Origin of the sequence: Shewanella electrica, assembly GCF_022321485.1 — a bacterium.
Classification (GTDB): domain Bacteria; phylum Pseudomonadota; class Gammaproteobacteria; order Enterobacterales; family Shewanellaceae; genus Shewanella; species Shewanella electrica.
This window is the reverse complement of sequence record NZ_JAKOGG010000477.1, coordinates 1-256: the sequence shown is the minus strand read 5'-3', so window position 1 is coordinate 256 and position 256 is coordinate 1. Positions and strand designations below refer to the sequence as shown.

At 55.5% G+C, this 256-nt stretch carries 1 protein-coding gene; it reads left to right on the top strand.

All coding sequences use genetic code 11. The features are described from left to right. A partial coding sequence (locus L9G74_RS21245; RefSeq protein ID WP_238898755.1) for a P-loop NTPase family protein occupies window positions 1-256 on the top strand: 256 nt, incomplete at both ends.

Sequence of the window (256 nt, the reverse complement as noted above, 5' to 3'; positions counted from 1 at the left end):
AACCGGACGGTGCTCGGACAAGCGATTACTTTGGTGGAAAGCAATGCCTGGAAGCATCAGGAAAAGGCGCAGGAGCTGATTCAGCGGCTTTTGCCCCATACCGGAACATCCATCCGCATCGGGATTACAGGTGTGCCCGGTGCCGGCAAAAGCACCTTTATAGAAGCATTTGGCACGATGCTTTGTGAAATGGGGCACCGTGTGGCAGTATTGGCAGTTGACCCGAGCAGCACCTTGACAGGCGGCAGCATTCTGG